This window comes from Coleofasciculus sp. D1-CHI-01 (assembly GCF_040218875.1).
GTDB lineage: Bacteria > Cyanobacteriota > Cyanobacteriia > Cyanobacteriales > Coleofasciculaceae > Coleofasciculus.
In genome coordinates, this window is sequence record NZ_JAVJQP010000056.1 from 51,068 (window position 1) to 76,620 (window position 25,553).

Genomic DNA, 25,553 nt, shown 5'->3' on the forward strand with positions numbered 1-25,553 from the left:
GTAGCGAGCGAGACGCAGACGCAGTAGCGAGCGAGACGCTCGCACTACAACAATTTTTCCTCTTCTCTATTCCCTGTTAAGCTGAAGTTCCCCTTACTCAAAAAGTTATTCAGCAAGCCCTTAGTAATTTTACGGATTTCATTCTGCGTTTTTCTCTTTCCCTTTCGTTGCTTTGCCAATATACATCAGGGATGTGTTATCACTGATTTTAGCTTGAAATCCTCCAGTCTTTTTATAGTGAATATAGGCACGAATATTTTGATATAAAGAAATCCCAAACAAGTCAAATCCTTTAATATCTATATCACTAAAACCAACTTTAATTAAACAGTTTTGCAGTTCTTGTGGTTGAATGAATTTGTGCCAATCATGCACACCACGGGGGATTTCTTGTAAAATCTCTTCCAATACTACTATAAATATTAGTTTTGACTTGACGGTTCGGTTAATGGTATCAAAAAAGAAGTATCCCTGCGGTCGCAAAACTCGATAAATTTCTGCCACTGCCTTTTGCCAATCGACAACATGTTCTAAGACATCCACACAAATGACAGCATCAAAGGTATCATTTTGCCAAGGTAAAGTTTCGGCTTGCCCAACTCTGTAGTCAATTTCCCAGCCCTGATTCGCTGCATGGTTTTGAGCGCTGATGATGCATGGAGAAGAGCGGTCAATTCCGGAGACAATTGCCCCTTTTGCCGCCATAAACTCACAAGAATACCCGCCGCCACAGCCAACATCTAAAACCTTCAATCCTTGCCAGTCTTTGATATAAGAATCAAAGAAGGTAAAGCGAGGTAAATTGAGATAAGAAAGGGTATAGATTTTTTCATCCGGCTGCCACCATCGTTCAGCCATGCGATCATAAAACTCTAAATCATTTCGTTTTCGGGGTTGATTTTTCATCATTTAAAGGCAAAATCTATATATTTATCCTATTTTGAAGGATCTAGACCAACACTATCGATCAATCATGTCATCTTCTGTGTCTATTATCATTCCCACCCTGAATGAGGCAAGTTGTTTAGAACGCACCTTGCGCCATCTCAATGTACTGACACCTCCTCCTCTGGATGTGGTTGTGGTGGATGGTGGAAGTGAAGACGAGACAGTCGCGATCGCGTCATCCGCCGGAGTACAGGTTATCCTCTCTCAGGACGCTGGACGTTCGATCCAGATGAACCAAGGCGCACAACAGGCAAAGGGAGAGATTCTCTGTTTTCTTCATGCTGACACATTAGTGCCAGATGATTTAATATCACTCATTCAACAGACTTTAATTGACCCCACTGTTGTCTGTGGCGGATTTATCTCCCTGATGGCGGGTTCAAGAACGACGCGCTGGGGAATATCGTTGCATAATTACCTGAAAACCTACTACGCGCCTCTACTGTTTCGACCTCATTTATTTAGTCGAGGATTGCGCCTGTTGTTTGGGGATCAAGTGATGTTTGTTCGCCGCCTCGATTTCTGGGAATGTGGTGGATTTGATTGCACGTTACCGATTATGGAAGAGGCGGATTTGTGTCTGAAGTTAGTCAAGCGAGGACGAATTCGTTTGGTGAATCGGGTGGTTCAGAGTTCTGATCGCCGCGTGGCACGTTGGGGATCACTGAAAGCGACAGCGATTTACGTTTATGTGGGTGTCTTGTGGGGGTTAGGGATGCCCGCATCTTATTTAAAGAAATTTTACGAGGATATTCGCTGATCGTTAAGTGTCCAGTCGTAGTCCAGATAAATAATAGGAGTATTAGACGCGATCGCACGCTCAGTTTTCAGGTAAGCGCGGATATAATCAGGGATAGAGTCAGCAATTTTGAGAAAATCCTCCCCGTACCATTTGAAGATGCGACTACAATAAAGGGTTTGATTCGATTGATCGTATCGAACTTTATCAGGATTATTAATAAAGCGGCTGGCGTCTTCCTCTAATTGGTTGCGTACCGATTCTGCCCAATACGCACCTGGACGCAGCAAAGGACAGCCAATCGCTGCACAAACCAAGGCAAAATGGATGCGGGGTTCGTTGAACTCGCGGCGGAGAATTTTATGTTCAATTTGGTTGAGGCTGTAACGGCGATTGGGTGGCAAAGGATGGGTGAAGAACCAGAGAAAGGCTAACCAGTTAGGGATACCGAAAATCCGGGGTAGGATGGATTTCATCGGGTATCGTGCCAAGACGGAAGCGATAACAGAAGCATTGTAAAGGTTAATCCATAGCGCTAATTGTTCATCGGGATTGGAGATAGATTTGGGATCGAGTTGTTCTACAGTCCATAGCCAATTCATCAGGGTTTGGTATGACTGCTGTGACCAATCCTGATAATTGACGCGACCATTTTTATCAACGTATTGGCGTAGGAGTTGATCCCAAACTGTAAAGTCAATCATACTTACACTCAGTCGGTGGTAGTCAGATTTGTCGCGATCGCGTTGTTCTGTACAGCTAAGTCGATCGACCCTATTCGATCATAAACGGCTAATGCCGAATCCTGCGATCGCGAACGAACAGTTTATGGCTTGGGGCGATCCGGACTGATTACCTGCTTGTCTCCAGCCAACTCAACAAATCATCGAGACTGTTGAAATCAAAAATATCCTCTGTTAACGTTTCCAACTCTGACAAAGACAAGTCTTCAATTTTGGGACTTATTGCCGCCGGAATTTCGCCAAAACGTTTTTTCAGTTGACGCATTACTAGAGCGATCGCTTCTTTAATACGTCCTTGTTCTTCCGCATAAGTTATTCGTCCCTTCTCATCTTGTAAGATCATCCCTCGTCTATCTATCACTTCAAATTCTTCGACTGTCATGTTCGCTTGACTAGCTAGATTTAAAGCGAGTTTTATCTCTGAAACTTCTCCTAAACTATTGGGGATTTCTTCCAATATAGCCGCTTCTTTCAAAAAGTAAATCCACTTGTCTGTCAAACTATTTAACTCAGATAAGGTTTTCTTGAATTTTGGTAATTCAACAAAAATCAATCGCAATTCACCACCAATACATTCAAAGTTTTCCGTTTCTTCTTTAAACCGAAACTTATTGATCACCGCTTCGGTTTCTGTAAACAGAATAAAGTCGGTAATGGTTACCGCGATCGCTGGATTCAACAGTGGGTAGTCTTCTCCTTTGACCAACTGGTTGCTATAGGATTTTGCCAGGTTATAAGCCACTCGTTTATTAAACGCCGCCATAGATGCAATTTGCATTTCGATGACGACAATCGAGCCATCGGCTAAAACGGCTTTCACATCTAAATACGTGTCTTTTAAACTGAGTACCTGACCTGGATTGTAGGGATTGATGATGGTTAAAGATTTAATGACTGGCTCCCCGGCATAAATAATCGCATTGAGAAAGCTGATTAATATCTCCTTGCTCTGTTCAGAACCGAATATTTTTTTAAAGGCGTAATCGACTTTAGGGCTGATAAATCTCATCGGTTTCTCCCTTTTGAGTCGCTAGGGATAGAAGATTTTTTAATTTTACCATAAAGACCTCCTATCTAAACCCATCATCATCAAGCCAAGAGAGACGCGATCGCCCTTTCTAGTAACTACCCGTTGGTTAATGCGCTCACTCGCCTTATTCCCTTGGCTTAATTCAAATCTGTAGGGGCGGGTTTCACGACTATATTTTTGGTTGCAACCGGATGTGACTTGCGCCCGCCCCGACTCAGGTTTCTAGACTTCCCGTGAAAAGTTAGACCTATCTTGAGATGCGATCGCACAATTCCACCAACCCCCGATAATTTGGCTTGTGGTGGCGCTGTCTTTGCTTTCAGTCAAGCTTGGTGCTGATTAAGTCTGGTTCAATAAGGAAAACTTTTCAATTTTAGGTTTTAGTTTTAATATTCTCAAGATAACCGGATTGAGGGCTGGCAGAAAAAGTCACTGGCAAATCCTGAGTTGACGGGGGTTTAAGGTTGTAGTATGTTGTTACGGTAATGTTGTATTGGGTATTTTTTGTAGCAATTTTTTTAACCCCATCGCTTAAACGCCTTGAAAATGCGTATTTTTATCCTCTCTAGCAGCGGGAAAAGTTAAACTCTACAAATATATTACATTACCCAATTGTCAAAACTCGCAAAGGGACAAATTTGACAAAAAAACAGTTTAATGCATTAGCCAGGACTTAAAATAGGTATGATTAAGTTAGGACTTACGCAAAGCCTCTCAGTCTTCTATGTGTAGGGTTGGGAGAGTGTAGCGTAACGCACCTTTGCCACGATAGGTGGTGTAGATACGTTAAGTTGTTCGGCATTTAAACCTTAATATCAATAATGGCGCAATCTTTGCCGTAGTGCGTTTAGCGAAGCCATGCCGCAGGCTTTGCATCTTGCTTACTACTAATACCCAATTTAAATGCATGACAGCTTAATTACAGATGCACAGAGCAATAAAACCATGCGAGAAAAAATTGTTAAACTATTATTTACTCCTATTCCGGGAACCAAACGTATAGAACAAGGGCTGTTCCGAGTTATTGGTATGTCATCAACTAAATTAAGACAGTGGTCGGTTCATAGTTTAACTTTTCTCCTCAAGTCACTTCGCTGGTTTGTACCGAGTGTAAGTGTCTTATTAGCGATTTGGATGATTGGCGGTAATTTCCTCGCTTCTCAACAAGAAAAGGAAATTGAACAAGACATCCAGGAATTTGCCGAACGGTTTCCGGATACTGAACTCAATGATTCGGCGTTGAAGTTGCGAGCTTTGGTGGCAAAATTGGGAATATCTGGAGGGGGTACGACTGAGTTTCCTATCGACGCCTATACCCAGTCTCATCCAGATTTTACTATTTCTGAAAGTGACCGACAGGCTTTTGAAGAAATTAGGGAAGAACTAGGAGATTATTTGAATGCTCAAATCAGCAAACCCAATGATAATGTTGCTCCAATACCCGATAAATTAAGGCAATATTTGATGAATAATCAGAAGAAAATAGAAGCGATTAGTCAGCATACCTTAAATAATGAAGTTCCACAGTGGGAGAGAGATATGACTCCAATAGTGGAGGGTGATCATACGTTTGGTTTGCCCAGTTCTTTGAGTTTGGTTGATTTACAAAACGTGATTTTACTGGATGTCTTAGAAAAAAATAACCGTGGTCAAGTCAAACAAGTCGAAGAAATGCTAGAGGTATCCTGGAGACTCAATCAATCACTTCGTAACGACTATTATTTTATTAGTCAATTGGTTGTCTTAATTACGGGTAGATATAGTACAGGTGTAATCAGAAATGTTGAACATCTTCCCGTATACTGGCAGCAGCGTTTGCTAGAACATGACTACCATAAATCACTGTTAACTTCTCTAGAAACAGAATTTATCCATGGATTCAATTTCATGCAAAATTTACATTTATATCCACCTGAAGAGGTGTGGATAACGGAAGAGATATTATTGGGGTTACTACTCAAATCACCTATTTTAAAACCTTATCGTCGCTTTTCTGCAGTTGATACGTATAATATACAAAGGAAACTTTTTGCAGAATATAAGCAACAGAATATATGTTTGTCGGATTCAGTCGAATCAGCAACAGTTGATACAACTCCAGCCTGGTGGAACATTCCCAGTCAAATAATAGCACCAAACTTTTTAAATCAACCTCGTATAGCAACCCATTATATGCTCGACTTAGAATTAACTCAAAAAATATTGGAGGTCAAAGCACTAGCTGCCAAAACTGGAAAATGGCCCCAGTCAGTCCCGAAGATGGAGTCGGAGATTTGCCCTGGTGTTGAATGGGTTTATCAAGTGTCTCCTGAGGGTACAATGTCAATTTCCCTCAGTGAGCAATCTGAATGGTTAACCGAAAGAATAGAAAATCAAAATGCACTTCCTCTAACTTACAGCACTCGGCGAATTCCAGATTATGATCAATCCCTGAATTAAGCGGAACGGATAGCGCTAAAGCGCAACTACGAACGAACTTTAATCAATGCTATGCTGACACAAGCTAAACGAAATTGTTTTACCTTCATCATAATTGGCTGTATCAGCCTTTCATTTCCGCTGCTGAGTGTGAGTCAGGGATGGGGACAAGAATCTGTTGATAAAGAGACTTCCTTATATATTGAACAGTTAAAGAATGAAGACGATTGGCGCAAGCGTAGTCAAGCGGCTTCAGCTTTGGGGAAAATGGGTTCAGAAACGGCTATTCCAGCGTTAATTACAGCCTTAAAAACAGAGCAAGATGAAGTGGTTTGCCTCAGAGCAACCTTTGCCTTAATCAAAATTGGTTCACCTGCTATTCCTAGCTTAATCGAAACTCTTAAACATGAAAACGCATCGGCTCGTTATAGTGCGACTTTTGCTCTCAGTCAAATGGGTTCGCTGGCTTTTCCCAGCTTGACTGAAGCCTTACAAAGTGAGCATGAACTCGTTCGTACTAATGCAGCTTCGGCTATCGCGAAAATTGCTGAAAATCGCAAAGATAAGGCAGAGCGTCTATCCACATCTGATTTAGTGCAAGCTATCTCTAATTTAGAACAGGCTCAAAATAGTATCAATTCTTTCCAAAATATTGAGACTACCATCAATCCAATTCAATCAGGGTTTAAACAGGAAGATATTGAGACGATACGAGACTCTCTAACTATTCTGAACGCTGAACGGCGCGATCGCATTCTATCTCAAGCCTTTAATATAATCTTTATCACTCTCCTCTCACTATCAATCATCGGTGGTATAATTATCTGGCGTCGCCCTGACTTATTCTTGCGGTTCAGTCGAGTTCTTGTTCAGTCGAGAGAACAGAAAGAAAGATTTGATTACTTTCGCTCACAAGTCCAGCAATTCTTCCAACACACAGGCGCAACCACCAGCCGTCAAAGAAAACGTTGTCTCAAACTTATCTCAATTCCAGGGAGACTAAAATCTTATACGCCTTTACCAATCATGCTCACCCTTGACCAACCTGTTGCCGAAGACGTAACGGAGTTAGTTAAACAATCTAGCCAATTAACGGGCAATTCTCAACAAAAAGCGGGTATTCTGTTGTATCGAGAACCGCCAGATACCTTATTCCGAATGCGGATGGCGGAAGTTAGACTACGCGACCATTTTATCCTGATTCCGATTCCTTTGGCTGCGATTGAACAGGCGTTATTAGATGGTAGCACAGCTTCGGGACTTTTAGCCCAATATACAGACCGCTATTTACCCGGTGCTGACTTGTTTGATGATCGGAATGCCATTGGCGATACTCTTTCGTTTTTTGGTCGTGTCGAACTTCTCAATCGTCTGGAAGAAGAACTACGTCGTAACCAAGGGATTGGACTTTTTGGCTTACGCAAATCTGGCAAAACCTCTATTCTCCTACAACTAAGTTTTGCCATGCGCCAGCATCCTGTTGTTCATATTGACCTGCAACGCTATGGCGGAAAACAGCGTTATGGGGCTGAATTACTCAATGAAATTCTACAACAACTGAGCAAATTAGTGAATGAGCACCATCCTCAATCAAAGGATACGAAATTTAATTGGGTTCGTAGTAGGCACTTTAGTGCCAGAAGCGCTAAAGCGCTCACTACAAACGCTAAAGCGCTCACTACAAACTTTAAACCCTTTTCCCAAGATAGTCCCGCCTCAGATTTAATCTCTGAATTCACCCAGCGCATTAATACCTTATCTCCCTTACTCCAAGCCGCCGGATATCATCTACCGATTCTCTGCTTCTTAGATGAAATTGAACGCATTCTTCCTACAAAAACTGACCCAAAAGAACGCGCCGAAGAATTCAACGCTTGTTTCGGGGTGTTGCGAGTATTAAGTCAGGAACAGCGCCAACTCTCCTTACTGGTGGCTGATGTTCATGCGGACTGTAATCGGATTAATCAATGGCAACAACCGGATGTCCCCACCAATCCAGTGTTTAGCTTTTTTAAAGAATACTTTGTCTCTCCCTTTTCCCAATCCGAGACAACCCGAATGCTGACGGATATTGGTGAACTGATGGGTGTAACCTTTGATCAAGATACTCAAATCGCCATCCATCGAGAAAGTGGCGGACATCCCTTTATCGCCAGACAATTGGCGAGTTTACTCTGTAAAAAAGTCGCCCCGGAAAATAAGGGCGAAATTAACCTATCCGCCGCCCAACGCTATCTGAATAAACCCTTTACCTATTCCGGTGTTCTCAAAGACTACTTTGGACAAAATATTTGGGCAGATTTAGACAAGCGTAATTTTACCTGTGCGATCGCGCTGCTGAAACTCCTCGCCTGTAACCAACAGACTCAGCCACAGATAACCGAGGACGCCTTGTTTGCCCGACTCAACCCCGAATTCACCGAAAGCCAATGTCTAGACGCCCTACTCTGGCTAGAAGCCGTAGGACTAATCCATCGAGACGCGATCGCGGATAAGGATTACTATCAGTTACAGGTTCCCCTTCTATCCCGCTGGCTACGGATGCAAATGAAACCCGAACAGATGCAACAATGGCAGCTATAGCAGAAGGCAGAGGGCAGAAGGTTTATGATGAGTATGTTGTCGTTTTAGCTGACAAATGACGAATGACAAATGACAAATGACGAATAACAATCGCCCCTTCGATAACTTTAGACTCGCTATCTCAAAACCCGACTACTTTTTCGGACGCCAGAAACTCCTCGCCAACGTCATGCGATCGCCTTTTCAAGTGAGAATCATTCTCGGTGGACGCCGTTTGGGTAAAACCAGCACATTAAACGCTATTCAATGGACGCTATTTAACCAAAATAGCCGTGCTTTTCCCGTTCTCTTTAATTTACAACAAGAGCAACCCGAAAGTCTAGATAATTTCCGATATCTGCTTATTCTTCGATTACAAGAAGCGCTTATCCAAAAGCAAACCCAATCATCAAACACTGAGTCTCGATTAGGCTTGAGACGAACCTATCGCCGCTTACTTAGACAGTTCTCTGGTGGCGAAATTGGCATCTCTGGATTTAAATTAAATGTTACCAATCCTCATCAAGAACGGCGTTTAATTCACGAAGACTTCCGCCAAGATTTATTGAAAATAATTAAACACCTGCAAAAGCACAACCTTGAAGGCATTTGCTTTCTCTTAGATGGCGCAGAATTTATTGTCCGCCAAGAGTGGGCAAATGATGCTTGGAGTTATCTGCGGGGATTAAAAGACACCGATACGGCTATCAACCCTTTCTTAGGATTCTGTTTCTCTGGCTATCGTGACTTGAAAGATTATCAGCAACGAGTCGGTTCTCCGCTGCTGAATATTGCTGATGTAGAATGGTTAGGGACATTAACCGAATCCGACACGCGATCGCTGATTGTTCAACGAAATCAAAATCAAGGTGTTCCCCTCACAGAAATAGGATATAATACGATTCTAGATTGGGCGGGATATCATCCCTATCTCACTCAACAACTCATTAATGAGATTTTTGATGATTATCAGATGGGTAAATCCCGTTCGACTGAGAGTTTTATGCTGCATCAACAACGAAAACATGACCGCGATTTTTCCGCTTGGTGGGATGAAGATCAACGATCTTATGGTTTTAGTCAGGTAGAACAAACCGTTTATCGTACCCTCGTTCAGCAGCGAGAGGGAACCGCTGAGACATTAGCCGAACAAGCGCAATTTAGTTTTGGGCAAGTTGCAGATGCGTTGGAAGTTTTGACGGGAACGGGTGTGATTCGTCAACTAGATGATGAGCGATACAGGATGGGTTCAAAACTCTTTGAGGAATGGGTAGTGCGGGAGAGACGTTAATTCAGCAGCCCCTAATTATTCAATAAAGGTCAATTAAGGTTTGATCATCAAAAACACTCCCACAGCAATCATGATAAAGCCTGCAATCATATTGATTCCTTTTCTTATTTTAGAACTGATCAGTAATCTCGCTTTATCCGCCATAAATGCATAACCGAGTTTGACACCGCCTACAGCTACGATAGTAATCGCGATAATAATGATAGTATCAAGATAAGAGATTTGGGACAGATCAATAAAAGCTGGGAAAAACCCCAGATAAAATAAGGCTGCTTTTTGATCAGCTAATGTAATAGATAGTCCGGCGATAAAACTAGACAGCCAAGAAGATTCCATAACGGCGGCTGTCTCCACTTTATTCAATTTTGCCCGACATAATCCTATTCCCAACCAAATAAGATAAGCACCACCCAGATACTTAATCAGGAAAAATAAGCCTCCCATTTTTGCCGCCAGCAGTGATAAACCCCAAATAGCGATGATAATGAAAATGATGTCACCGACGACTATTCCTAGGGTGGTGAAAACACCATGAATAAAGCCAGACGTAGCGGATCGGGTAGAGACAGTCAATACACTAACACTGGGAATAGAAGCCAGAACGACCATTGCACTGAATAATGCCATAATGGTGCTAAAGGTCATACTGCTTTTCATGACAATTGAATCGTTAATTGTGGGATAGGTTGTAGGTTGGGTTTCGACTTCGCTCAACCCAACAATATGAAGGCGCAATGGGAGTATGGTATTTGATAAAGGGCACGATAGTATCGTGCCCCTACCTGATCAATTTAATCAGTTACGTCTAATTTAAGATGACTGATTGAGAAACGCCTCGATCGCGTCAGCAGCCAGATGGCTAATCGGTTTCCCTTGACTGGCGGCGGCGTCTTTGAGACGGCTGTACAGATCATCATTTAGAGAAATCCGATGGCGGGTTTTCTTGGTGGGTTTAGGGAATTCGTAATTGGCAGAATACTCCCGAATCGCATCAAATCCCACGCGATCGCAAAAATCACCGAAACTTTCCCCAAGTTCGCGCTGTTGCTTGAATTGCATGAACATGGGTTCGAGGAAGGATTCGAGTTCCTCTATCGGCAGTTTTTCGATATAGGCTCGTGCTAATCGGGTTTGATCCGGTGAACCGCCTAACCACATTTGATATTTTCCCGGCGCACTCCCCACAAATCCTAATTCTGCCATGTAAGGTCTGGCACATCCATTCGGACATCCCGTCATCCGGATGACAAAATGGTCATCCTTTAATCCCAGCTTGTCCAACAGCGCCCGAATCCGTGCGGTAATCCCTGGAATTGCCCGTTCTGATTCAGTAATCGCCAAGCCACAGGTGGGTAAGGCGGGACAAGCCATGGAATAGCGGACTAAGGGTTCGATTCCTTCTGGGGTAATTTGCACCCCATGTTGGTTGAGAATCTGTTCAATGGGTTGCTGTTGGTCCTTTTCAATCTCATACAGAATGGCATTGTGATTGGGTGTCATCCGCATGGGTAGGTCAAATTGCTTGACAATTTCCCGTAAGGCTGTTTTTAGCTGGAAGTTCCCCTCATCTTTAACTCGCCCATTCTCAATGGAGATGCCTAAAAATAACTTACCGTCTCCTTGCTCATTCCACCCCAGATAGTCTTGGTATTTAAAGGCGGGGAGGGGTTTGTAGGGGGCGATAGGCTTACCGAAGTAATCTTCAACCTTAGCGCGGAACTTATCAACCCCCCAATCATTGATCAGGTACTTCATTCGAGCATGACGACGATTTACGCGATCGCCATAGTCTCGCTGAGTTGCCACAATCGCTTTAATTAAGTCGAAGATATCATCTTTTGCCACATAGCCAATCGGATCAGCCATACGGGCAAAGGTTTCTTCTTTATTATGGGTGCGCCCTAAACCACCACCCGCGAGAACATTGAATCCTTCTAATTCTCCCTGCTGATTCATCATCACCACCAAGCTAACGTCTTGGGTGTAGAGATCAACAGAGTTATCGCCAGGAACGGTAACACTACACTTAAACTTACGGGGCATATAATGTTCCCCATAAATCGGTTCTTCTTTATCCGCGAATGTCGTACCATTGCCATTACGCTGACGCGCCGCTTTCACCTCTGGGGCTTCTTCGGCGCTAATTGCCTTTTCCCCATCCAGCCAAATTTCATAATAAGCGCCCGTCTGAGGGGTTAATAAATCGGCAATTTTATCGGCATACTCCCAGGCATACTGGTAGTCAGGACGAGTCTTGAACGGGGCGGGAGGTGCCATAACGTTGCGGTTTAAGTCCCCGCAAGCGCCCAGGGTTGAACCCAGATTGCGAACAATGGCGGCAATTGTTGCCTTTAAGTTCTTTTTGAGAATACCGTGAAGCTGAAACCCTTGGCGAGTGGTGACTCGCATTGTATGGTTCCCGTATTCATCAGAAAGTTGATCCAGCGTCAGATAGAGTTGGGGGGGGATAAACCCGCCAGGAGAACGGGTTCGCAGCATGAACTGATAGTCTTTTTCTTGCCCTTTAACCCGATTATCACGGTTATCTTGCTGGTAGGAACCGTGAAATTTAAGAATTTGTACCGCATCACCACTGAAGTGAGTGGTGTCTTCGAGTAACTCGCTGGCGACGGGTTCGCGTAAGCAGTTACTGCGTTCTTTTATGCCTTCAAGCTTAGACGTTTTCTGTACAGAGGGATTCTGAGATACAACCATGGATGCTATAAGTCCGAACGGATCAGCTATATTACCGTAACTCTATCGGGATTACGTTGAATAGTTTGATCCTAATACCTGGGTCATCGGTGTGGGCGGGACTTTGATATAAATTAAGATTGCGGATTAAGACTGGCGGTGTCACGCGATCGCAAATCAGAAAGCTAGTCTAGCACAGGCTTGTCCGGAAGACCCACTTAAAGTGGGTGGGTTTCGACTTCGCTCAACCCATCCTACGGTATATCAAATTTCTCTATTTCTTCTCTACTCAGTCCTGTGACTTCTGTGATGGTGTCAAGATCAGTCCCTTTTTGTTTTAGTTTTCTGGCTACGTTAATCTTTTCTTGCTGTTTACCCTCCTCAATTCCCTCCAATCGTCCCTCTGAGCGCGAACTTTCGATTATGCTAACTTCATAGCGTCGATTCTCCATAAATCTCAGGTAGTTGGCTCTTTCTTCTGCACTCAAACTATCGACCAGTAAATTTTCCTTCGCTAAAGCTAAACCTTGGGCGGTAAATTCTTCTTTGATTTGGCTCTTTTTCAGAAAATATATCCATTCATCTAATGGCATATTCACCACTTCGTTAAAGTTATTGACTTTAATCACATAATACTCGGGAAAAACCTCATATACCTCGTGGATATTAAACAACTTCTGCTGGTTGATTGATAACCCTAACCTGTCTTCTCGATGCAACCCCCGAAAATCTAATATCCCTTTATAAATATAATCCTCCCCCTGCCCCAGCGAAAAGTAGACAACATTGACTGAATAGACTTTTTTGATTTTACCGTAAGGTTCCCCTTTTTCCAGAAAGTCGGTAATTAATCTCGATGTGCCGTAGAGCATTCGATGAAAATAATCTTGCTCTGTATTGTTTTGCACTTCAATCAGAATTAATTCCCCTTGGTCATTTTCCGCCAGAATATCGACTCGATTTAGCTTGTCATCCTCGGTTTGTTGATTACTTTCACCTTCGAGGATTGATTGAATCTTGATGGGTTTCCCCAATAACTCGCTCAAGAAACCTGCCAAAACACCGTAATTGGCTTTGTTTCTCAGTAATTTTTTTATCGCCCAATCAAATCTTATGTGTGTTTGAGGCATAAGGGCATTTCCGGGAACGTCTACCTACTCTATTTTGACAGATTTTTGCCCTGATGATTAGGGAGCGTCATTGATTACTATTCTAATCCGTACCTATTGGGTTTCCTCAGTTAGGGGAAATGGCACACTCAGATGAGGCTGGTGGGCTCTTGCGAAGCCGAAACCCACCCTACGGTATATCAAGGGTTTCGGTAGTCCAAAACGGCTTATTTATATATAAGCTTAATTATCTGTAATACTTCATGAAAATCATTCATCAGTATGTATTGTTGTTGCTGTTTTACTTGGCTGTTTGGCTGAGATTGAATCTTGCCGTCAGACAATAAGTTACGGGTGTTAAGGAGTTCGATAAAATCACTGCTGCTGCTTGCAATGTCGTTAATTGATTGGGTATGATCAGCTAACATTAGACATAATTCGAGCATCTTGTGATAAACGTCATTCCACTCGGGTGCTATTTTTGGGTGTTCAATGTCGTCAATAATGTCAACATTCATTTCTAGTGTTTGGGATTCGATGATATTAATTGCAGCCGTAAAAGCCTGATATGCGTGGGATAATTTTTTGGCGTTTTGGTAGGCAATTCCTAGGTTAAGTTGCGTTTCAGTATAATTTACGGGAAAGGCTTCACGGGTATAGATTTCTAAAGCAGCCTGATAAGAGGTGATGGCATTTTCTATATTTTCTGCCCCTTCTCCCCCGATGCGGTTGGAGTAAGCAAGACCCAGACAAACTTGATTCATTGCCCAATCCCGGGGAAAGTATTCACGGGTATAAATTTCTAGGGCAGCCTGGTAAGAGGTGATGGCATTTTCTATATTTTCTGTCTTTTCTCCTCGGATGCGGTTGAAGTAAGCCAGACCCAGATTGTTTTGAATTAACGCCCAAGTTTCTGAGTTAATAGGGCGGCTACAGATAGTCAGCGCTACTTGATATCCCGTGATAGCGATTTCCTGATTAATTGCCTGATCCCCTAAAGGAAACTCTTGGAGCAAATTACTAAAATTAATTATATCTGTAGCTAACTTTTCTGCTTCTTCGGCTTCATGATCTGCCAGTTGTCTCCCAAATTCGTGCAATACCCTAGCCAAGTTCTCATCTAAGAGAGCCAGGTTTTCCTGAAGTAGGGGATAGACAGCTTGCGGATCAACATCACTATCTGAAGTTACCTGTAATACTTGCTTCAGGAAGTTGCGTTGGGCGTTAAGAGTGAGGATTGAAGAGGATAATACCAACATATTTCCTAGCTGACGGTAAATCCTAATGAAAAACTTTGAGGCATTAATCAGAGTCAGATAAACGTCGCGAAGTTGTTCTTGCATAAAGTAACTAGAAGGTCAATATCCGAAGTTTATAAGGGTTCAGTTAAACGCTTATGGGCTAGTCTATTCAATTACAAGACTGACATCCTGCAAGCCTTCATGTTCAGCAAGGCTCATTGACTTGTTTACAGGCGCCAATACTCACCCAGGTGCTGGCACCATCTGCCCAATGTTCTTTTTTCCAGATGGGAGCGTTATGTTTTAAGGTATCAATGGCATATTTACAGGCAGCAAAGGCTTCTGAACGATGGGGACAGCCGATGGCAACTAAGACGCTAATTTCACCAATTTGTAGGCGTCCGATGCGATGGTGAATGACGACACGATTGACATCAGCCCACGTCTGTCGAATGTCTTGGGCAATGGTGGCAAAGACGCGCAATGCCATGGGTTCGTAGGCTTGATATTCCAGTGACACAACGGGTTTGCCTTCGGTTTGGTTACGCACAGTGCCACTCATGACGACGACAGCACCATTGGCAGGATCATCGGCGAGGGTATAGACATCGGCGAGGGATAGGGGGGCAAAGGTGATGGCAAAGTTATCATTGGTTTGCGGTTTTTGGGGAGATGCTATAGACATGGCGACTTTGCGGGTAGATGGAGAATATTTTCTTTTTAGCGCACAGGTGCAGGGAGATTCCAATATTGCTGCGATAGGCTCTAATTAAACAATTCCCTCCCAGCTCCCTTATCCCTTATACGCATCTTTCTTGAACTACCTGAAAGCCTTGTGACACAAGGCTTTCAAAGCCAACAGATTCCACCCTCTCCCGCCTGAGCTGGCAAAGGATCTGCTGAGGGAGGAGTTTCACTCGAAATTACGATGACCAGAGGATGCCTTAAGCGATGCTAAGCATGATATAACCTTTTGAGGATAGTAGCACTCTGAAGGGCTGTGGTAAGTTTGGGGCAATCAATAATAACGCTGTAAACTAATTTAGCTGATCTCTTGCTGACCTATTGATAATTGTGTTTAACCATGACTAACCTATACGGCATCTCTTCCCATACTTATTCTCTTATGTCCAATCTGTTGTCTAACAGGTCTATTGCAGGGTTTTAATGGAAACCTATCTAAATCATCCAACCTTTGGTTTACTTTTTCGCGTTTGCATGGTTGAAGACAACCAGGAACTGTTCACCACCCTTTACGCCCAGCGTCTATTTTTTTTGGTGACGACAGGCTCGAATGGTTTGGCGTTTGAACCGATTAGTCGTTCAGATGCTCGCCATTTAGTGGAAAATCGTCTCCGCATTCTCCGTCGTATGGGTGCATCCAAAGATTTTGAGCAGCTTCGGAAAATTCATAAGCAAACGTTCCAATGAGCAGTAGCGGTTGATTTTTGGATGATTCACTCTCTATCGTGACTCCCTTATTGCTCATCTCACATCATGACAGGCTCAATTACAGAACGTATTGCTCAGATTCGCCAACAGCTACCGCCCGACGTGCGGTTAATTGCTGTGACTAAACGAGTATCGGTAGAGGCGATACGCGAAGCCTATCAAGCTGGCGTGCGCGATTTTGGCGAGAGCCAAGTTCAAGAGGCGGCGGCTAAACAGGACGAACTTCAAGATTTGCCTGACATTACCTGGCATTTGATTGGACATCTTCAGAGCAATAAGGCAAAAAAAGCTTTAACTCAATTTCAGTGGATTCCTTCCTGTGACAGCCTCAAGTTAGCCCAGCGACTGAATCAATTAGCTTGTGAGTTGGCTGTCACTCCCCAAATCTGTCTCCAAGTCAAAATTATGCCTGATCCCCATAAATACGGTTGGACGATACCGGAATTGCTAGAGGCTTTACCTGAACTGGATCAGTGCAAGGCGTTGCAAATTCAGGGGTTAATGACGATTCCACCGTTGGGATTGTCCCGCCAGGAGACTCTGGGTGTCTTTGAGCGGACTCGGGATCTGGCGAATGAAATTGGACAGCAAAATTGGTCGAATTTGCGAATGCATCAGCTTTCTATGGGAATGTCAGAGGATTACGCCCTAGCCATCCAAGCGGGTGCAACGATGGTACGACTCGGGCGGACTATTTTTGGTGAACGTGGGGATTAAGTAGGCGAGGAATGGAACGATTAATTAGCATCATGAGTAAGCAACTGCTGTATAGTGCCAAAATAACTCTTATGATAAGTATTGTCTTGTAAGTAATCCCTGAGTGTTTTCACCGTTATGGGCATAGAACTACCCGTTTGATTAGAAGCGGGTGTATACTAAGGGCTTACTTTTGACAAGCTCCGGTGGTAGGAAATGTTAGGCGATCGCGGGGTAAGCTAGCCGTTTGCTTGGGGTTTCGGTCTCAACCCGCAAGAGTTAAGAACTGATACCTCAACGAGGGTCGATTCTAGCGTTTCCCGACAAACCCTAAAGTTGTGATGGAGAGTAGATCCATTCAACAACCCCACGCTACTAACGTGGAGCGTGGGGATTGCCAGAGACAGGACTGGCAACGTTAAGAGTTGAATAGACCACCAAGCCGTTAACTGATACACACTTCCAAATACTTCCCCAGTTTGGATTCACTGTAAGTCTACTTGTTTAGACGCTCTAAGAGAGGACATTTTGTTAACGGTGGTCGAGGGGACAGACAACTTTACACGAAAGGCTTATACCCATGATTCGTGTTCCAGTTTTATCACCGAAAGGTAAACCACTAATGCCAGCTAAAGCTAGCCGTGTTCGGCGGTGGCTAAAAGCTGGTAAAGCTAAAGTCGTACATAACGACTTAGGCATATTCCAAGTCCAGTTAACTCAACCACCATCAGGAGAAGAAACCCAAGATATCGTAGCCGGAATTGATCCGGGAAAGCTATTCACGGGGATTGCGATTCAATCAGCCAAAACAACCCTATTCCTGGCACACCTAAAGTTGGTGTTTAAGAACGTGACCAAACGGATGAACCAACGGGCAATGATGCGACGGGGACGGCGAGGGCGACGGATTAACCGGAAGTTACCCCCCAATTTGCCGCCGCCAACTACACCTAATGATTAAGAGCAAGGGAGGACTGCGGCGAAACTATGGTGGCACGGTTACTCGCCACAGTGGGTTAAGGAAGGGCGATTATGTCAAGGCTGAAAAAGCAGGCATCAGATGGTACGGTTACGTTTCCGGTGACACCAAAACCAAAGTTTCGGTGAGTGACGCTAACTGGAAACGGTTGGGACAGTTCACTGCCAAAAAAGTCCAATTGTTGCAGCGAAATACCGGACTGGTATCAACAGTTGGATTGTCAAACCTCACCACACTGAGCGAAGTCGAAGTGAGTGGCACGGTTTGACCTCTATCCCTCCCCAACCTGCTTCGCTGAGGTTGGGGTCTCACGAGGTAAAGCGATGAACAATATTTTTAACAAGCTGCGAGATTTTGTGGTCGGTCCTAATGATCCCGAATATGAGTATGAATACGAGGAGGTGGATGGAGAGACCTATCAAAATCTATATCAGCAAGAACCACCTATGCCAGCGCCTGCTGAGGAAGAACGTCCTCCTCGACGTCGGGTTCGGGAACGTCCTGTTGTAGGATCGGATTCAGGAATGGGAGCGGTAAACATGAATAATGTGATTGGTATGCCGGGAGCGGTAAACGGGATTTCGGAAGTCGCCGTGATTGAGCCGCGTTCGTTTGAAGAAATGCCCCAGGTGATTCAAGCCCTGCGAGAACGCAAGTCTGTGGTTTTAAATCTAACCATGATGGACCCCGATCAAGCTCAACGAGCCGTGGATTTTGTGGCGGGCGGAACGTATGCGATCGACGGTCATCAAGAGCGCATTGGTGAGAGTATTTTCTTGTTTACACCAAGCTGTGTACAGGTAAGTACTCAATCGGGTGTCATTCACGAAGTCGCTGAACAAACTCGTGGGTCACGTTCAGCGCCTCCTCCCAGTTGGACGTCTGAGCCGGAACGTATGGCTCAGTAATTCAATTGAGATTGTCGAAACTCGAATGTCTGTTCACTAAAGGAAGGGTGGGTGTCTATCAAACTTGGCATAATCGGCGGCGGGGTAATGGGAGAAGCGATCTTATCCCGCCTGATCGCACAGCAAGTTTATCGCCCTGATCAGGTGCTGGTCAGTGATCCCCAAGCCCAGCGACGAGAGGATTTAAGCCAGCGCTATGGGGTTAATGTCACCTCGGATAACGGGGTGGCGGCGGAAGCTGAGGATGTTTTACTCTTGGCAATTAAACCTCAAGTGTTTAAGGTGGTAGCGAGTGACTTGGTGTCAAAGGATGACAAGAATTCTCCAGCTTCGGAAAACCTACCCGTGGTGATTTCGATTTTAGCGGGTGTGTCGTTAAGGGAACTCGAAGCCGTATTTGAGCATCAGCCAGTCATTCGGGCGATGCCTAATACCCCAGCCACGGTAGGAGCAGGAATAACCGCGATCGCACCGGGAAAAAACGTCACGGCTAATCATCTGGAGGTGGCAAAAACCCTTTTGGGTGCAGTGGGTGAAGTGGTGGAGGTGTCGGAATCCTTAATGGATGCTGTTACTGGGTTATCGGGATCGGGACCGGCTTACGTGGCAGTGATGATTGAAGCCTTAGCCGATGGGGGTGTCGCCGCCGGACTACCCAGAGCGATCGCGTCTAAATTAGCACTTTCTACGGTATTGGGAACAGCGCAACTGTTGCAGGATAAACAAATCCACCCCGCTCAACTTAAAGATCAAGTGACGAGTCCAGGTGGCACTACAATTGCTGGAATTGCTGAATTGGAGCGTTCTGGTTTCCGTTCGGCGCTGATAGAAGCCGTACAAGCCGCTTATCGGCGCTCTCAACAACTGGGTAAGTAGGATCGTCATTCGTCTTATGTCATTCGTCATTCGTTATACTCGCTGCCCTTGAGAAGCAAGCTATGTTATTCATTATTGGTCATACTCAAGGAAGCGCCAAGCAAGCTACGTCTTATGTCAGGGTTTGCTCCTAGTGTCCCATCCCCTATTTCATAGACGATGCTGCCAAAGTATTCTTGGATTATTCCTATCTATAACGAAGAAGAAACGCTTCGGGAAATGTATCGTCGGATCAGCGCTGTCGCCGATCGCATGGATGGGCTTGTAGAATTCATTCTAATTAACGATGGCAGTCGCGATCGCTCTCTACAGATTATCCGAGAACTGCACCAGCAGGACAAGCGAGTCTGTTATCTTAGTTTGGCACGTAACTTTGGGCATCAGATGGCGGTAACGGCAGGTCTGAATTTTGCCCGAGGTCAGGTTATCGTCGTCCTAGATGCAGATTTGCAAGACCCACCTGAGTTAATTCCAGATATGGTGGAAAAATGGCGGCAAGGTTATCAAGTGGTGTATGCTCAGCGGATTAAACGCCGAAACGAAAGTGTGTTTAAGCGCTTCACGGCTTATGTATTTTATCGTCTACTCAAGTCTTTAGCCGAGGTGGATATCCCCACAGATACCGGTGATTTTTGTTTAATGGATCGGCAAGTTGTAGATTTGCTCAATGCCATGCCCGAACAAAACCGCTACATTCGAGGCTTGCGATCGTGGGTAGGTTTTCGGCAGACTGCCATTCGGTTTGAACGTGATCCCCGTTTTGCTGGGGATGTCAAATACACCTTTCGTAAATCGTTGGCGTTAGCCGTGAACAGTTTAGTCTCGTTCTCTAAAGTACCGTTACGACTGTCCACCTACCTCGGATTGCTATCGGCGGCGTTAGCTTTATTCATGTCAGTGTTAGTCCTGTACTGGCGTTTAGCCTCACCTAATTCTCCCTTAACAGGATTTGCCACGATCGCGATCGCGATTTTCTTTCTGGGATCAGTTCAGCTTATTAGTATCGGCATATTAGGCGAATATATTGGGCGAATTTATGAAGAGGTCAAAGGCCGACCCCTTTACACCCTAGCAGAAGTAGGTGGTTTCCCTGATCACTCTAGACCCCTAATCCGTTAATTTTGTCAACACTCTAGACTCAATAAACATTCAAATTGAGTATGCCCAAAAAGTATAACTATAACTTTAGGTTATCTAAAAATCCTTGGCGTCTCTTAATTATTGTATTATTAGTTCTCGGTATATTCTTTCGATTTGCCAACCTGGAACAAAAACCCTATTGGGGTGATGAAAGCCTCACATCACAACGAATTTCTGGTTATACCAATCAAGATTTTCAGGCGATAGTCTTACAAGGCAATAAAATGAAGGCGGTCGAAGTTCAAGACTATCAACGTCCCCATTCAAAAAGAGACTTAATGGATGCCATGTAACTCTGGCATTGGGATTCTATACGCATTTGATTTCTGTAATCGTTGCGATTGGACATGGCATTTACGTACTTGTCCATGAAAGCTTCCGATTTAGTAAAACGCTGATCGCTTACGTGCTGGCATCTTTGGCAGGGTGCTTACTTTTTCTCCCTTGGATTGGGGTGATGATCGCTGATTCACAAGTCGAAAATCCATCTCCAGGCTGGAGCAAAACACCTACACCACTGCCATCTTTAGTTCAAAGTTGGCTGGTGAATATTAGTCACGTTTTTGTCGATTTAAATGATAGTTTTGTTTATGGGAACTTATGGATTTATGCCCTGACATCCATGCTCGTCTTATACGCTATTTACTTTTTATGTAATCACACGCCCAAGCGTATTTGGCTGTTTGTCTGTCTCTTAATCGCAGTCCCCGCGTTATTTTTAATACTACCCGACTTATTAGGGGGAGGAAGACGCTCGACGCCGCTGCGATATTTTATCCCGTCTTCTTTGGGCATTCAGATAGCAGTTGCCCACCTACTTTATAGTAAAATTACTTCGGGTATAAATTTCGGAAATTGGCAACAGAAGCTATGGCAGCTAATTACAGTTGTTATCGTTTCAAGTGGAGTTTTTTCTTGCGCCCTCATATCCCAATCAGATACATGGTGGACGAAAGGTCGAGAATACTATCATACTGATGTGGCTAAGATTGTTAATCCAAAAGACCAGCCCCTGATTATAGCAACATGGTTCGATATCCGTACTCTCAGTCATTCACTCGCTCCCCATGTTGTTCTGCAAGCTATTCGCCCGCTGCAAGAGGTTAATTCTGTAGGCAAGGGTTTCAGTAATGTATTCGTGTACCAGTCTAAAGCGACATTGGACTATTTACTTGAAGAAAATGCCAACTATACAATAGACAAAACCTGGAAATGGAAACGGCAAACAACCCCGGTTAATACAACTCAAACGACTCTATGGAAATTAAAGATTGGAGAGGGAAATTCTTAACTCAACTATGAATTTACCTTTTACTCATACTAACCGCAAAACAGCACAGATTCATGCTGCCATATTCTTAGCCAGTGTAATTACAGTCATTGCAGCGCTGACGCTGCTGATAGTTTTGACTCATACAGTGGCGACGATAACGATTCCCTTCGATAGCGATGAAGCCGAACACGCGGTTGATGGTTGGCAAGTTTACCATAGCCTGATTAGGTTCAATGTAGTAGACTTGTTCCAAGCAATTACCAGCCCGATTTTTTTCACCGCCGTTGGTTCTGGCGTAACGTTATATAAAGAAGGCGATCGCGTCGGTGTTCCTTGGCTGCATAGTGCCTGTGGTCATTGTGAATATTGCTTCACGGGTTACCCGTCTATGCCGAAATGCAGGAGTTCGGACTGCAAGAGGTTGACCTAAATCGACCTGTTCTGCTACTAGGATTCAATAATGATCAATATAATCTATTGGCTATTCGCTGGCGTGCCGCCGTACTTTCTGGCAAGCGCTTAGAGGATTTAAATATTGATCAGTTTCCCTTTGAACAGCGTGAAATTTATCTGCAACGCACAGGTCGCAAGCCTCAGAAAGCTAGCGTTGATCCCAGCTTTCCCCGCCAACCCTTGGATGCTATTCTCGATAGGGACTATTACGCTTACATTATTGAGACTCGTAATCTGCCAAAGCAATCCAGCATTCTCCATTCTGAGCAACATTCACTGGACAATTATCCTACGGTTGCCCAGCAATTCTATCCCTGGTTAGTCACTGTATACAAGATAGAAAATTAAGACCATTCGTTTAATTCGTGAACGGAATCATCAATATGCTAGCTGGCTTACCTTTACTCTCATTATTGCTTCTATTTCTAATTTTCCAGTATCCAGGTCAAGACTGGCGGGGTTCTGTCTTATCCGCAGCGATTGTCTGGGGAGTTTTGATCACGGTATTTACTGAGACTTTAAGTCTATTTAGAGTCTTGACATTTAGCTCAGTATTAGTCTTGTGGCTGATTACAGATATCGCACTCTTGTTTATCTATTATCGACTGGTTAAGAGAGGAAAGCGATCGCTAAATTTCCCTGAACGCCCAAAACTCACCCCAGTCTCGCTGGTTTTGCTGGGTGGTGTCGTCTGTATCGTGGCGACAGTGGGTTTAATTGCTGTGGTAGCGCCGCCGAATAATTGGGATTCTATGACCTATCATCTGGCGCGGGTGGTTCATTGGATACAAAATCGCAGTGTTGCCCATTATCCCACCTACTATTCGGCTCAATTAGTTCACCCCCCGTTTGCCGAATTTGTGATCATGCACTTACAGATTCTCAGTCGGGGCGATCGCTTGGCTAATTTGGTGCAATGGTTAAGTATGGTTGGCAGCATTATTGGCGTATCCATGATTGCTAAACAACTGGGTGCAGATCAACGGGGACAAATTTTTGCGGCGATTTTCTGCGCTACGATTCCTATGGGAATCCTGCAAGCGTCCAGCACTCAAAATGATTATGCTGTCGCTTTTTGGCTAGTTTGTCTTGCCCATTATATTCTGTTGGCATTGCCCGAAAAAAAGATTCCGCTTACCTTAGTTATACGTATTGGCGCTAGCTTAGGACTGGCTGTTTTTACCAAGAGTTCAGGGTATATCTATGCCTTTCCTTTAATGGTTTGGTTTTTCCTGGCGAAATTGAACCGCTTACGCTGGAAATTATGGAAACCCATTGGTATCGTTACTCTTATCTTTTTAAGTCTGAACTGGGGTCATTATTTACGCAACTTTGATTTGTATGGAAATCCCATATCGGTAGCCGAATATTCAGCCGACTATAAAATAGAAGTGTACAGCCTGCCGACATGGATATCCAATATTATCAGGAATCTCTCTCTCCATGTTGATATCGTTAGATACCTAGGACTACAGGATTTTATTACGCCGATTACGGGGATTAGCCACAAATTAATCAGTATAATCCATTCCGTTTTGGGCATTGACATGAATGATCCGCGAACGACCTGGCCCCTAAACTCCTATACAGTTCCGGGTCTATCCTTTGATGAAAATGTTGCCGGAAATCCACTGCATCTATTCCTCATTGCTTTAGCGATTATAGTTTTTGTGTTTAACAATGAATTGAGGACAAAAAACAATGTCATCGGTTATTTATTGGTATTAATTGGTGGCTTCTTACTCCTTTGTTGGATGCTGAAAATTCAACCTTATCAAAGTCGCCATCATCTTTCGCTATTTGTCCTATTTTCGTCTTTTGTCGGTTTAGTTTTTGACAAAAGCTGGAATCGCCATGCTTTAATGATTCTGGCTGTGATTATGCTCGTGGCATCAATTCCCTTCGTGGTTGGTAATAAATACCGATCGATTGCTGCCGAGCAAAATATATTCAATACCAGCCGCAATGAACTGTACTTTACTAATCGTAAATATCTAAAAGAACCCTATTTCGCAACTGTTGATTTTCTCAAAAAACAAAACTGTGAAACGATTGGGTTATCTTTAGGAGGTACAGCCGTACCATCGGGAACCTATTGGGAATATCCATTTTGGGTACTTTTGCAGGAAAATAATTCTCAAACTATTCGGTTTGAGCATATTTTACATCCGGATAATCGCTCGAATGTCAAATCTAAGATATATCCCCACAATAATTTTAATCCCTGTGCCATTATTGCGGTTAGAAGTAGTAAAGAGGAACCCGTGAAAGAAATGGTGGTTCAGAGTAGCACTTATGTCAGTGCTTGGTTAGCTAACTCAGACCAGATCAATGTGTTAGTTAAAGATAAGGTAGAGGTGAAATAATTGGTAATTTCCAACTTATAAATAAGGACAGGTTTTGTTTTTCCGTTATCGGTGGGGAGGGCGGGTTTTGTTTTTCCGTTATTGGTGGGGAGGGCGGGTTTTGTTTTTCCGTTATTGGTGGGGAGGGCGGGTTTTGTTTTTCCGTTATCGGTGAGGGAGGGCGGGTTTTGTTTTTCCGTTATTGGTGGGGAGGGCGGGTTTTGTTTTTCCGTTATTGGTGGGGAGGGCGGGTTTTGTTTTTCCGTTATTGGTGAGGGAGGGCGGGTTTTTTTTCCGTTATTGGTGAGGGAGGGCGGGTTTTTTTTCCGTTATTGGTGAGGAAGGGCGGGTTTTTTTTTCCGTTATTGGTGAGGAAGGGCGGGTTTTTTTTTCCGTTATTGGTGAGGGAGGGCGGGTTTTGTTGTTCCGTTATCGGTGAGGAAGGGCGGGTTTTTTTTTTCCGTTATCGGTGAGGAAGGGCGGGTTTTGTTGTTCCGTTATCGGTGGATATCTAAATTTAGTCCCTAAACCCGCCCCTACAATTGTCCCTAAACCCGCCCCTACAATTGTCCCTAAACCCGCCCCTACAATTGTCCCTAAACCCGCCCCTACAATTGTCCCTAAACCCGCCCCTACAATTGTCCCTAAACCCGCCC

Annotated in this window: 22 protein-coding genes and 2 pseudogenes; 15 read left to right on the forward strand and 9 right to left on the reverse strand. The window is 44.0% G+C overall.

Features of this window, described 5'->3' with window-relative positions:
• Window positions 1-138: 138 nt before the first annotated feature.
• A complete protein-coding gene (gene ubiG / locus RIB93_RS10910) occupies window positions 139-909 on the reverse strand; it encodes a bifunctional 2-polyprenyl-6-hydroxyphenol methylase/3-demethylubiquinol 3-O-methyltransferase UbiG (protein ID WP_446372804.1) in 771 nt (256 codons plus the stop codon).
• A 64-nt stretch (window positions 910-973) separates the two neighbouring features.
• Between ubiG and RIB93_RS10915 the strand changes: the two genes are divergently transcribed.
• Complete coding sequence (locus RIB93_RS10915) at window positions 974-1,708, forward strand: TIGR04283 family arsenosugar biosynthesis glycosyltransferase (protein ID WP_446372805.1); 735 nt, start codon at window positions 974-976, stop codon at window positions 1,706-1,708.
• Here RIB93_RS10915 and RIB93_RS10920 read toward each other — a convergent pair.
• Window positions 1,690-2,391 (reverse strand): DUF547 domain-containing protein, encoded by a 702-nt coding sequence (locus RIB93_RS10920; protein ID WP_446372806.1) that lies wholly within the window; start codon window positions 2,389-2,391, stop codon window positions 1,690-1,692. The two genes, RIB93_RS10915 and RIB93_RS10920, sit on opposite strands and share 19 nt — an antisense overlap.
• A gap of 148 nt (window positions 2,392-2,539) precedes the next feature.
• The gene (locus tag RIB93_RS10925; protein ID WP_446372807.1) at window positions 2,540-3,439 is read right to left on the reverse strand and encodes an Rpn family recombination-promoting nuclease/putative transposase; all 900 of its coding nucleotides are present in this window, start codon (window positions 3,437-3,439) and stop codon (window positions 2,540-2,542) included.
• A gap of 966 nt (window positions 3,440-4,405) precedes the next feature.
• Between RIB93_RS10925 and RIB93_RS10930 the strand changes: the two genes are divergently transcribed.
• From RIB93_RS10930 to RIB93_RS10940, 3 genes are all read left to right on the forward strand, one after another.
• Complete coding sequence (locus tag RIB93_RS10930) at window positions 4,406-5,899, forward strand: hypothetical protein (RefSeq protein ID WP_446372808.1); 1,494 nt, start codon at window positions 4,406-4,408, stop codon at window positions 5,897-5,899.
• A 51-nt stretch (window positions 5,900-5,950) separates the two neighbouring features.
• Window positions 5,951-8,461, forward strand: a complete 2,511-nt coding sequence (locus RIB93_RS10935; protein WP_446372809.1) for a HEAT repeat domain-containing protein — start codon at window positions 5,951-5,953, stop codon at window positions 8,459-8,461.
• A gap of 76 nt (window positions 8,462-8,537) precedes the next feature.
• Window positions 8,538-9,731, forward strand: coding sequence for a helix-turn-helix domain-containing protein (locus RIB93_RS10940; protein ID WP_446372810.1), 1,194 nt, complete (start codon window positions 8,538-8,540; stop codon window positions 9,729-9,731).
• Between the two features lie 33 nt (window positions 9,732-9,764).
• Here the strand turns inward: RIB93_RS10940 and RIB93_RS10945 are convergent, their stop codons facing one another.
• The 5 genes from RIB93_RS10945 to RIB93_RS10965 form a co-directional block, all read right to left on the reverse strand.
• Entirely contained in the window at window positions 9,765-10,376 is a 612-nt protein-coding gene (locus tag RIB93_RS10945; protein ID WP_446372811.1) for a LysE family translocator, read from the reverse strand.
• Window positions 10,377-10,541: 165 nt separating this feature from the next.
• Window positions 10,542-12,446 carry a sulfite reductase, ferredoxin dependent gene (gene sir / locus RIB93_RS10950; RefSeq protein WP_446372812.1) on the reverse strand — a complete coding sequence of 635 codons (1,905 nt, stop codon included), beginning with the start codon at window positions 12,444-12,446 and terminating at the stop codon, window positions 10,542-10,544.
• 233 nt (window positions 12,447-12,679) lie between these two features.
• Window positions 12,680-13,555 carry an Rpn family recombination-promoting nuclease/putative transposase gene (locus RIB93_RS10955; protein WP_446372813.1) on the reverse strand — a complete coding sequence of 292 codons (876 nt, stop codon included), beginning with the start codon at window positions 13,553-13,555 and terminating at the stop codon, window positions 12,680-12,682.
• Window positions 13,556-13,761: 206 nt separating this feature from the next.
• Window positions 13,762-14,877: a hypothetical protein gene (locus tag RIB93_RS10960; RefSeq protein ID WP_446372814.1), complete on the reverse strand. Its 1,116-nt coding sequence runs from the start codon at window positions 14,875-14,877 to the stop codon at window positions 13,762-13,764.
• 103 nt (window positions 14,878-14,980) lie between these two features.
• On the reverse strand, window positions 14,981-15,460 hold the full coding sequence (locus RIB93_RS10965; protein WP_446372815.1) for a molybdenum cofactor biosynthesis protein MoaE: 480 nt from the start codon (window positions 15,458-15,460) through the stop codon (window positions 14,981-14,983).
• Between the two features lie 482 nt (window positions 15,461-15,942).
• On the opposite strand from RIB93_RS10965, the gene pipX reads away from it, so the two are divergent.
• The 11 genes and pseudogenes from pipX (at window position 15,943) to RIB93_RS11020 (ending at window position 24,918) form a co-directional block, all read left to right on the forward strand.
• Complete coding sequence (gene pipX, locus RIB93_RS10970) at window positions 15,943-16,206, forward strand: transcriptional coactivator PipX (RefSeq protein ID WP_446372816.1); 264 nt, start codon at window positions 15,943-15,945, stop codon at window positions 16,204-16,206.
• A gap of 66 nt (window positions 16,207-16,272) precedes the next feature.
• The gene (locus tag RIB93_RS10975) at window positions 16,273-16,944 is read left to right on the forward strand and encodes a YggS family pyridoxal phosphate-dependent enzyme (protein ID WP_446372817.1); all 672 of its coding nucleotides are present in this window, start codon (window positions 16,273-16,275) and stop codon (window positions 16,942-16,944) included.
• Window positions 16,945-17,503: 559 nt separating this feature from the next.
• Window positions 17,504-18,229: pseudogene (locus RIB93_RS10980) on the forward strand (RRXRR domain-containing protein).
• Window positions 18,226-18,810 (forward strand): cell division protein SepF, encoded by a 585-nt coding sequence (locus RIB93_RS10985; protein ID WP_446372818.1) that lies wholly within the window; start codon window positions 18,226-18,228, stop codon window positions 18,808-18,810. The pseudogene RIB93_RS10980 and the gene RIB93_RS10985 overlap by 4 nt, the downstream one beginning before the upstream one ends.
• 51 nt (window positions 18,811-18,861) lie before the next feature.
• Window positions 18,862-19,686 carry a pyrroline-5-carboxylate reductase gene (proC, locus tag RIB93_RS10990; RefSeq protein WP_446372819.1) on the forward strand — a complete coding sequence of 275 codons (825 nt, stop codon included), beginning with the start codon at window positions 18,862-18,864 and terminating at the stop codon, window positions 19,684-19,686.
• Window positions 19,687-19,845: 159 nt separating this feature from the next.
• On the forward strand, window positions 19,846-20,805 hold the full coding sequence (locus RIB93_RS10995; protein WP_446372820.1) for a glycosyltransferase family 2 protein: 960 nt from the start codon (window positions 19,846-19,848) through the stop codon (window positions 20,803-20,805).
• Between the two features lie 41 nt (window positions 20,806-20,846).
• The gene (locus RIB93_RS11000; protein WP_446372821.1) at window positions 20,847-21,119 is read left to right on the forward strand and encodes a hypothetical protein; all 273 of its coding nucleotides are present in this window, start codon (window positions 20,847-20,849) and stop codon (window positions 21,117-21,119) included.
• 8 nt (window positions 21,120-21,127) lie between these two features.
• Window positions 21,128-22,117 (forward strand): glycosyltransferase family 39 protein, encoded by a 990-nt coding sequence (locus tag RIB93_RS11005; RefSeq protein ID WP_446372822.1) that lies wholly within the window; start codon window positions 21,128-21,130, stop codon window positions 22,115-22,117.
• Window positions 22,118-22,370: 253 nt separating this feature from the next.
• Window positions 22,371-22,490 (forward strand): annotated as a pseudogene (locus RIB93_RS11010) (alcohol dehydrogenase catalytic domain-containing protein); the annotation flags it as partial.
• Window positions 22,491-22,495: 5 nt separating this feature from the next.
• The gene (locus RIB93_RS11015; protein ID WP_446372823.1) at window positions 22,496-22,900 is read left to right on the forward strand and encodes a hypothetical protein; all 405 of its coding nucleotides are present in this window, start codon (window positions 22,496-22,498) and stop codon (window positions 22,898-22,900) included.
• Window positions 22,901-22,917: 17 nt separating this feature from the next.
• Window positions 22,918-24,918: an ArnT family glycosyltransferase gene (locus RIB93_RS11020; protein WP_446372824.1), complete on the forward strand. Its 2,001-nt coding sequence runs from the start codon at window positions 22,918-22,920 to the stop codon at window positions 24,916-24,918.
• A gap of 408 nt (window positions 24,919-25,326) precedes the next feature.
• On the opposite strand, the gene RIB93_RS11025 is transcribed toward RIB93_RS11020, so the two are convergent.
• On the reverse strand, window positions 25,327-25,553 hold a 227-nt coding region (locus RIB93_RS11025), incomplete at its 5' end, for a hypothetical protein (protein WP_446372825.1).